Annotated in this window: 7 protein-coding genes; 5 read left to right on the top strand and 2 right to left on the bottom strand. The window is 64.2% G+C overall.

From position 1 onward, the window contains the following. Positions 1-118: 118 nt before the first annotated feature. On the bottom strand, positions 119-751 hold the full coding sequence (locus ACVOK8_RS10235; protein ID WP_481566712.1) for an NAD-dependent epimerase/dehydratase family protein: 633 nt from the start codon (positions 749-751) through the stop codon (positions 119-121). Positions 752-869: 118 nt separating this feature from the next. Between ACVOK8_RS10235 and ACVOK8_RS10230 the strand changes: the two genes are divergently transcribed. From ACVOK8_RS10230 to ACVOK8_RS10220, 3 genes are all read left to right on the top strand, one after another. After that, positions 870-2,411 (top strand): GGDEF domain-containing protein, encoded by a 1,542-nt coding sequence (locus tag ACVOK8_RS10230; RefSeq protein ID WP_481566711.1) that lies wholly within the window; start codon positions 870-872, stop codon positions 2,409-2,411. A 67-nt stretch (positions 2,412-2,478) separates the two neighbouring features. Next, positions 2,479-3,033, top strand: coding sequence for an RNA polymerase sigma factor (locus tag ACVOK8_RS10225; protein ID WP_481566710.1), 555 nt, complete (start codon positions 2,479-2,481; stop codon positions 3,031-3,033). A gap of 4 nt (positions 3,034-3,037) precedes the next feature. Then, positions 3,038-3,700 carry a hypothetical protein gene (locus tag ACVOK8_RS10220; RefSeq protein WP_481566709.1) on the top strand — a complete coding sequence of 221 codons (663 nt, stop codon included), beginning with the start codon at positions 3,038-3,040 and terminating at the stop codon, positions 3,698-3,700. A 179-nt stretch (positions 3,701-3,879) separates the two neighbouring features. Here ACVOK8_RS10220 and ACVOK8_RS10215 read toward each other — a convergent pair whose 3' ends face one another. Further along, a complete protein-coding gene (locus ACVOK8_RS10215) occupies positions 3,880-4,788 on the bottom strand; it encodes a DUF808 domain-containing protein (protein ID WP_481566708.1) in 909 nt (302 codons plus the stop codon). A 144-nt stretch (positions 4,789-4,932) separates the two neighbouring features. Between ACVOK8_RS10215 and ACVOK8_RS10210 the strand changes: the two genes are divergently transcribed. Next, the gene (locus tag ACVOK8_RS10210) at positions 4,933-6,627 is read left to right on the top strand and encodes an ABC1 kinase family protein (RefSeq protein ID WP_481566707.1); all 1,695 of its coding nucleotides are present in this window, start codon (positions 4,933-4,935) and stop codon (positions 6,625-6,627) included. 441 nt (positions 6,628-7,068) lie between these two features. Next, positions 7,069-9,168, top strand: coding sequence for a phosphoglycerol transferase I (locus tag ACVOK8_RS10205; RefSeq protein WP_481566706.1), 2,100 nt, complete (start codon positions 7,069-7,071; stop codon positions 9,166-9,168). Positions 9,169-9,189: the final 21 nt, after the last annotated feature.

The following is a 9,189-nucleotide window of genomic DNA, read 5'->3' as shown; positions in this document are numbered from 1 at the left end:
GGTTGTGGCGTGGCAGGGGGTGCGGGCGCGGCGCGCGGCCCGCGCCCCCCCCCGCCCCGCGCCCGCGGGGGCGCGGCGCCGCCGCCCCCCGCTCCTACAACAACGCCACCCAAGCGAGTCACACCAACTCCGCCGCCCCAACCACCCGCACACCCGGCTGCGGATTCAATGCCGCCTCCACCAAGGCATCGGCAATCCGCGTGGCCGGGTTGATCCGCCATGCACGTGGCAGCACCGGTGCCAGCGCGCCCAGCACCACGCTGGCCAGATGCTCGCCGGCACGCCGCTCGGCGCGGTCGCCGCCAATCAGGCCCGGGCGCACCAAGGTCAAAGAGGTAAACCCCAGCGCGCGCAGATCCTGCTCCAACGCGCCCTTGACCCGGCTGTAGAACACGAACGAACGCGGATTGGCGCCGGCCGCCGAATTCAACACAAACACCTCGCAGCCATTGGCGCGTGCCGCCCGCGCGATCGCCAAAGGATAGCCATGGTCAATCTGCTGGAAGGCCTCGCGTGAGCCCGCCTGCTTCATCGTCGATCCCAGCGCGCAGATCACCGCGTCCACCTGCCAGCCCTGCGCCACCGTCACCAGTTCGGCGAAATCCAGCACCGGATTGAGCAGCTTGGGCTCGGTCCGCGCCAGCGGGCGTCGGGTCGGTGCGACCACGCCACTGCAGCGCGGCTCGGCCAGCAACCGCTGCAGTACCTGCGCCCCGACCAGGCCGGTCGCGCCAGCCAGCAATACCCGCATGATGTGCTCCTGTGATCGGCTGCCATTCAAGCCGGCTGTTACCTTGCCGATAATGGGGCTTGGACACCACCTCCGGCTGCGCACAGGCGCAGCCACAACCCGCCCGGACCCCTGCGCAATGGCCGACAGCCCCGACGACTCCTCCACCTCCCGCAGCGGCGGGCTGGGCCGCATCCTCGCCCGCCGCAGCGCGCCGCAGGCAGCTGCGGCGGTCGAGGTCGTGGCCAACGGAGGCGCCGGCATGGCCATGCTGCAACGCCTGTTCATCGGTGCCAACGCGCCCGAGCCGGTGTTGGCGGCCTTCGCCCAGGGCATGTGCACCCTGCCCGGCGAGCTTGGCGACATGGGCCAACGCCTGCACAGCGCCCATGCCGAACAGGACTGGGAGCGCTACGGCCGGCTGCTGCGGCAGCTGATCGACAAGTACATCCGCACCGTTGAATTGGAAGCCTCCCACACCAGCAACAGCCAAGCCGAGCAACTGCGCGATATGCTGCGCGACACCCTCGGCGCGGTACTGGCCAGCCTGATGCAGCAGTCGCCGGAACTGGAACAGCAGGCCCAGCGCATGGGCGAGGAACTACGCGCTTGGCGCAGCGGCCAGCCCCTGCAACCGGTGGCCATGCATCTGCGCGAGCTCTGCCATCAGGTCGGCGTGCGCAGCAACAGTCTGCAGGAACAGCGTGATCTGCTGCTCAACCTGTTCGACATGCTGCTGGAGAACATCTCCGAGCTGCTCAATGGCGACAGCTGGCTGCAGGGCCAGATCCGTTCGATCCGGCAGCTGCTGGCCGGGCCGCTGGACGCGAGCTCGTTGGAGCAGACCCGCAACGACCTGCGCGAAGTGATCTATCGGCAAGGACTGCTAAGAGAGGGCATCGATCAATCCAAGCAGGCGATGAAGGACCTGATGGTGGATTTCGTGCAGCAGGTGGACGGCATGGTCACCGAAACCGGCGAATACCACGACCGCATTGCCAGCTATGCCATTGCCGTACGTCAGACCCGCAGCATCTCCGACCTGACCCAGCTGCTGCAGGACGTGCTGCAGGACACCGCCCGGGTACAGGAACAAGCCGCACGCGCACGCGACCATCTGGCCAACGCCCGCGCCGAGGCCAAGGCCGCCGAGCAGCGCGTGCAGCAGCTGGAACGCGAGCTGGAAGAAGCCGGTAGCCAGCTGCGCACCGACCCGCTGACCGGCGCCCTGAACCGCCGCGGCCTGGAGCAGCAGCTGGGCGAGCTGCTGGCCGACCACAGCACGCCATTGAGCCTGGCCATGATCGACCTGGACCACTTCGGCCAGACCAATGCCCAGCACGGCCACGCTGGCGGCGACCAGGCATTGCGGCACCTGGTGGCGGTGACCCAGCAACGCCTGCGCGGCCGCGACTGCATCGCCCGCCTCGGCGGCGACGAGTTCGTGCTGGTCCTACCCGGGCTCAACCGCGCTGCCGCGCTGGAGACCTTGCAGCAGTTGCAGCAGCAGCTGGCGCAACGCCCATTCCTGCATGAAGAACAGCGCGTGCAGGTGCGTTTCAGCGCCGGCGTCGCCCAGGCCCAGCCCGGCGAAGCCCTGCAGGCCCTGCTGCAGCGCGCCGATCAGGCGCTGTACGCGGCCAAACGCGTAGGCCGCAATCAGGTCCTGCCTGCCGCCTGAGCGGCGGCCGCAACAACAATCTGCCCACGGTTGTGATATTTGCTGCGCTGGTGCGAATCACCCGGGCATGGACATCACCGCGACCAACCCCATCGCCGCGCTGCAACAACGCTTTGCCCTGCTGCTGGCCCAGCATCAAGGCATCGTGCTCAAGGTCGCGCGTTGCTATTGCACGCAGCGCGAAGACCGCAGCGACCTGATCCAGGAAATCAGCACCCAGGCCTGGCGCGCCTTTCCAGCCTTTGATCCGCAGCGCGCACAGTTCAGCACCTGGCTGTACCGCATCGCCTTGAACACTGCCATCTCGCAGCTGCGCAGCCGTGAGCTGCGCCGGCAATACCATAGCGATGTCGCGCTGGATGACGACCTGGCCAGTGTTGCCGACAACGCCGAGGACAACGCCAGCCTGGCCCAGCTCAATCAGCTGATACACCGCTTGCCGGCACTGGACCGCGCGTTGCTGTTGCTTCACCTGGACGACTGCAGCCACCGCGAAATAGGCGATGTGCTCGGCATCAGCGCCAGCAACGCCGCCACCCGCCTGCACCGCCTTCGCCAACAGCTGCGCAGCCAGTATGACCCCGCCTCTGCCCCAACCATCGCCCCCAACTCGCGAGACTGACAGCATGGAACTCGACGAACTCAAAGCCGCCTGGGAACAGCAGGCGCAACGTATCGACCAGTTGGAAGTGATGGCCTTGCAGGTATGGCAGCAGCCACGCCAGGCCAGCGTGCGGCGCCGCCTGCGCTGGTTCAGTGGCCTGCAACTGACATGGCTGCTGGTGTGGATCGCAGTCACCGTGCTGGCCGCGAGCTTCTGGGTTGAGCACCGCCAGGTGCCGCACCTGCTGCTGACCGGGCTGGCCTTGCATGTCTACGGCATCGCGGCGATCTGGGTATCGATCACCCGTGCCTTGCTGGCGGTACATGCAGATGCTGCCGAGGCACCGGTACTGATCCAACAGCAACGACTGGCGCGGCTACGCCGCTTCACCGCGCTCACCGAACTTGCCCTGGGCCTGCCCTGGTTCTGCCTATGGCTGCTGGCCCTGCAGTGGGCCTGCGTGCAATGGCTGGGGCTGGACCTGTATGCGATGGCACCAGCGTGGTTCCTCGGCACCTTGGGGTTTGGCTTAGTGGTGATGCTGGCCAGCATCTGGGCTGCGCGCGGGATGATGCGGCGTTTGCCAGCCAGCCATCGCTTGCAGCGGCTGCTGGATAGCCTGTCCGGGCAATCGCTGGCACGCGCACAGCAGCAGTTGCGGGAGTTGGAGCAGGGCGCGGCGTGATTGTGGCGCGGCGGTTGTTGTAGGAGCGGCGTAAGCCGCGAAGCTGACAATCTTTCAGATACCTCTCATGCGGGCCTGCATTGCTGATGCCTGAAGAATTCTCTGCTTCGCGGCTTACGCCGCTCCTACAACGGTCGGTCTATCGGCTTCGCGGCTGACGCCGCTCCTAAAAAATCAACTCAATGCGCCGCTTTTTCCCCGCGCATACGCTGGATCAGGGTCACCGCAGTCAGCACCACCGCGCCGATGATCACGCCAACCACCACGCTGCCCAAGGCATTGGCCAGCCACTCCAGATTGGCCGGTGCCAGCCCGACAATGAAGTGATGCAGGGCGGGAATCGCGTGCACCAGGATGCCTCCACCAACCAGGAACATCGCCGCGGTGCCGGCAATCGACAGCCCGCGCATCAACCACGGCGTGGCATACAGCAGGCCACGGCCAACTGCCGCCAGCGCGCGGCCCTTGTCCAGCAACCAAGCGCCAACGTCATCGAGCTTGACGATGCCAGCGACCAGGCCATAGACGAACACCGTCATGCCCAGTGCAATCGCAATCAAGGTGGCAACCTGCTGGCTGAACGGCGCATGCGAGATCACCCCCAACGACAGCACGATGATCTCCGCCGACAGAATGAAATCGGTACGAACCGCGCCCTTGATCTTGTCCTTCTCGAAGGCGACCAGATCCACCTTTTCGTCGGCGATGGCTTTCAAGCGTTCGGCCTTGTGCGCCTCGTCCTCATCCTTGGAATGCAGGAACTTGTGCGCCAGCTTCTCCACGCCTTCGTAGCAGAGGAAGGCACCGCCGATCATCATCAGCGGGGTGATCGCCCACGGCAGCCATGCACTGATCGCCAATGCCGCCGGCACCAGGATCGCCTTGTTGATCAGCGAGCCCTTGGCCACCGCCCACACCACCGGCAATTCACGGTTGGCATTGACGCCGGTCACCTGCTGCGCGTTCAAGGCCAGATCGTCACCGAGCACGCCAGCGGTCTTCTTGGCAGCGACCTTGGTGAGAATGGAGACGTCATCCAGCAACGCGGCAATATCGTCAAGCAGGGCAAACAGGCTGGCTCCAGCCATGGGTCACCGTAAGGTCATAGGACAGGGGAAGGAAGGATTCTCACTCATTCGCGCCCCGTTCGGTGCGCAACCGCACGTATTCACCCTTCTGCAACCCGGCTGCAGCCACACTGCAGCTTCGGCCGCCTGGGAGAACCCCGCTTGATGGACCCGACCAGCAGTGACAACCCGACCACCGTCGGCGGCCTCAGCCGGCGCCAGCAGATCGTGCGCCTGCTGCTGCGCTACCGCCATTCCGGGGTGTTCTCCGGGATCTCGCTGGATGGCGAAATCCCGCGCCTGGGCAAGCCACCAGCCACCGGCAACCCCACTCAGTTCGTCGCTGATCTGGAAGCGCTGGGCACCACCTTCGTCAAACTGGGCCAGGTGCTGTCGACCCGCCCGGACATGATTCCGCCAGAATATGTGGCCGCGCTTGAGCGCATGCAGGAAAAAGTCGCGCCGATCCCGGTAGAGCAGATCCGCGCGGTGATCGAGGACGAGCTGGGCGCGCCGGTCAGCAAGCTGTTTGCCTGGTTCGACCCGCAGCCGCTGGGCAGCGCCTCCATCGCCCAGGTCCACCAGGCCGAGCTGCACGATGGCCGGCAGGTCGCCATCAAGGTGCAGAAGCCCGATATCGCCGCGCAGCTGCGTTCGGACATCGGTGTGCTGCGCAGCTTTGCCACGGCCGCCGATCACCTGACCAGGGTCGGCCGCAAGGTGCGCTTCTCCGACTGGCTGGGCGAGTTCGCCAAGACCTTGCGCATGGAGCTGGACTACGAGGCCGAGGCTGCCAATCTGGCCCGCTTCGGCCAGCACCTGGCACCGTACCCCGAATTGTGGATACCGCAACCGGTATGGGACCTGTGCGGACGCCGGGTGCTGACCATGGAACTGGTGCAAGGCGTGCGAGTGGATGCGATCCCACCGGTACGCCGTACCGAGCAATCAATGGTGCCACTGGCTGCCGCGCTGGTGCGCGGCTACCTGGACCAGATCTTCGTGCACGGCGAAATCCACGCCGACCCGCATCCGGGCAATCTGCGCGTGACCCCCGACGGCCAGCTGGCGATCTTCGACCTGGGCATGGTCGCGCATGTGCCGCCACGGCTGCGCCAGCGCCTGCTCAAAGTGCTGTTTGCCGCAGTGGATGGCCGCGGCGAGGAAGTGGCCGATGAGATCATCGGCATCAGCACCCGCCTTGAGGACTACGACGAGGAACGCTATCTGCGCGAGACCGGGCAGATGATTGCCCGCTACGCTGCCAACGGCACGTTGTCCGAGGGACATGTGGTGCTGGAAATCGTGCGCATCGCCACCTCCAGCAACCTGCGCACACCACCGGAGCTGAGCCTGCTGGGCAAGGCACTGCTGAATCTGGAAGGTGTGTGCCGCTTCCTCGCGCCTGAGATGGAAACCCGAAAAGTCGTCGAGCGGCAGCTGCAGCATGTGATGCGCGCGCACTTCCGCAAGTCGTTCTCGGCAGCAAACCTGGCCAGCGAGGCGATGGAACTGCAGCAACTGCTGCGCAACGGCCCACGTCGCATGTCCGACATTCTCAGTGTGCTGGCCGAGAACCGGCTGCAGATGAAGGTAACCGGGCTGGACGAATCACGATTGATGGAGAACATCCAGAAGGTGGCCAACCGCATCGCCGCCGGCCTGATCACCGCTGCTCTGCTGCTGTCATCGACACTGTTGATGCGCGTGCCGACACGCTGGACGTTGTTCGGCTACCCAGCCTTTGCAATGCTGCTGTTCCTGCTGGGTGTGATCATCGGCCTGGGGCTGATCGTCAGCTCACTGCTGTTTGATAGGCGCACCAGAGCACGCGCGCGCGAAGAGCGCGGCCATCGCTGAGCATAGATACAGCACTTATAGCCTGGGTAAGCGCAGCGCGCCCGGAACCAGCTTAAGCATGCAAACACGCAACAGCACAATAGGTGCATTCGGGCCTTGATCCCGCATGAGCAGGCGCAAGCCGCCCTCCTTCGATAATTCCCGGCTGCACCGCACTTGCCAAGCTACGCGGCCAATTTCGTGGCAACGCAGCAGTGACAGCTGAAGTTGCCAACAGATGAAATCAGATTGAAAAGCACACTCTCTCACTACGGCTCACAGCCTTGAGTGTGCAATGCACAGCGCATGCAACTGATGATGAATGCAGCTGCGCCGTCCCAACATTTCAGTCAGGTTACGGCAGGCAAGATCCAGATGCTTCTGCCACAGCACTGAAACAACAGTGTGTAGAGCGCTGACGGCCGAGGTCGTCGCCCCTGTCTCCACTACCCAAGTGACCGCATGCATTGGATCATCTGGCTGTCTCTGGCAGCACTGTTTGTATTGTTGATGTTGTCACCCACCTTGGCGCGCTTGAAGGCGGGCCTGTTATCGCTGCTGCTGTTGGCACTGAGCAGCTGGTGGTTGATAGACAAGCTCAGCGGCGATGGCATCAACTCTGCCACGCTGTACCACCTGCGCAGCGATATGGAAGGCGCAGGCGTCGGCGATTTCAGCGCCTACATCATCGGCTTTATTGGCTTGGTGATCATCTCACTGAGCCCGTTGCTGTTGCTGCGCGTGCGTCGCCTGCAGCGTCCCCATCATGGCGTGGCAGTGTTCGGTGGCTTTGCCGCACTGTTGCTGACAACACTGCTGCTCAGCCCACTGTATGCCGATGGCAAACGCATCTATCTGCAGATGCAGCCGGTGGACTACAGCGCGGTAGCCACCGAATACCAGTTGCCAACAAAGGCCTTGGCGCAGCGGCCCAACATCGTCTGGATCTACGGCGAGAGCCTGGAACGCACCTATTTCAACGAAGACGTGTTTCCCGGGCTGATGCCCAACCTGACCCGGCTGGCCGGCGAAGGTCTGGATTTCCGTAACATCGCCTCGGCCGATGGCAGTGGCTGGACCATCGCCGGCCTGGTGTCATCCATGTGCGGCGTACCGCTGACCACCGCGCAGGGCGATGAAAACAGCATGGGCCGGATGGGGCGATTCCTGCCTGAAGCCTTCTGCCTTGGCGACTATCTGAAGCAGCAGGGCTATAGCAACCATTACCTGGGCGGTGCCAACGGCCAGTTCGCGGCCAAGGCGGATTTCCTGAACTCACACGGTTTCGACGACGTGCGCGATCTGGAATGGTTCCAGCAGCAGAACATCGCCAAGCGGCATTTTTCCAATTGGGGTGTGCACGATGACGTGCTGCTGGAGCGCGCCTACGAGCGCTTCCTTGAACTGTCCGAGCGCGGCCAGCCCTTCATGCTGACCGCACTGACCATGGATACCCACCACCCGGCCGGGCACCTGCCGGTAGCCTGCAAGAACACGCGCTACCGCAGTGCGCACGGCAACATCGGCCTGCTCAATGCACTCAAGTGCAGCGACCGCTTGATCTCGCGTCTCGTCGATCGCATCCGCAGCAGCCAGTTCGCCGACAACACCTTGGTGGTGGTCGCCTCCGATCATCTGGCCATGCCCAATGACCTGAGCCATGTGTTGGAGAAGCAGAAGCGCGAGAACCTGTTGCTGTTCCTCGGCAACAAGCTGCAGCCACGGCAGATCAGCGTCACCGCAGGCACCACCCTGGATTCAGGCGCTACCGCGCTGCAGCTGCTGGATCCAGCCATCGATGCAATCGGTTTTGGCCGCTCGCTGTTGAGGCCGACGCCTGCGACCAGCGCCAGCGTAGCGGCTACCAATGGTGATACGAGGAGCTACGCACGCTATAGCGCCTTCGCGCGCTCGCTGTGGCTGGGGGAGCAGACGCGAATGCTGCGACTGGATGACGACCAGGTGCTGGTCGGGGTACAGAAGGTGCAGCCACCGGTGCTGCTGGAATACGACCAGCAGTGGGATCTGAAATCGGTGTACCTGGAAAACACCTCACGCAAGTTCGACGAGGCCGATCCGCAGCATCGTCTGGCCTATGTCGATCGCTGCACAGCGTTTGAAGATGGTTCGGCCGATGGCCAATGGTGCGCGCTGCTGCTCGACAGCGATCAGGGCATGCGTCTATACCGCGATGCGCAGCTGCGCCGTGGCATCGCCGTGGATGCGCCCCTGCAGGCCTTCAGCGGACCACGCCCCAGCGTGCGTCAATCACGCATGATCAGCCGCCAGCCGCGTCACACCAGTCCCGGCCAATACGTGCTGGAACTGTATGCCGCACAGCGTCCGCAGCGTGGCTTCTGGGTGGAAGCAGTGGCATCAAAGCGCAATGTGGTGGTGGCACAGCAATGGGTACAGCCCGATGCCGAAGGCCGCATCCGCATGCCGCTGGGCGTGGACCGGGAGATTGATGATCTGGAGATCCGCGCCTGGTTGAGTCACGCAGAGCAGTTGGCGATCGCCGACTATGCGCTGGTGCGGACCAGCGGCCATCCGCGATCGTGATCGACATTTGCGCTGCTTTTG

It is taken from the genome of Stenotrophomonas sp. STEN083, assembly GCF_056759195.1.
This window is presented reverse-complemented; position numbering and strand designations above follow the sequence as displayed.

Coding starts and splice junctions, on each gene's coding strand:
- ACVOK8_RS10225 (WP_481566710.1), top strand. CDS start 2,479: ATGGACATCACCGCGACCAACCCCATCGCCGCGCTGCAACAACGCTTT.
- ACVOK8_RS10235 (WP_481566712.1), bottom strand. CDS start 751: ATGCGGGTATTGCTGGCTGGCGCGACCGGCCTGGTCGGGGCGCAGGTA.
- ACVOK8_RS10215 (WP_481566708.1), bottom strand. CDS start 4,788: ATGGCTGGAGCCAGCCTGTTTGCCCTGCTTGACGATATTGCCGCGTTG.
- ACVOK8_RS10210 (WP_481566707.1), top strand. CDS start 4,933: ATGGACCCGACCAGCAGTGACAACCCGACCACCGTCGGCGGCCTCAGC.
- ACVOK8_RS10220 (WP_481566709.1), top strand. CDS start 3,038: ATGGAACTCGACGAACTCAAAGCCGCCTGGGAACAGCAGGCGCAACGT.
- ACVOK8_RS10205 (WP_481566706.1), top strand. CDS start 7,069: ATGCATTGGATCATCTGGCTGTCTCTGGCAGCACTGTTTGTATTGTTG.
- ACVOK8_RS10230 (WP_481566711.1), top strand. CDS start 870: ATGGCCGACAGCCCCGACGACTCCTCCACCTCCCGCAGCGGCGGGCTG.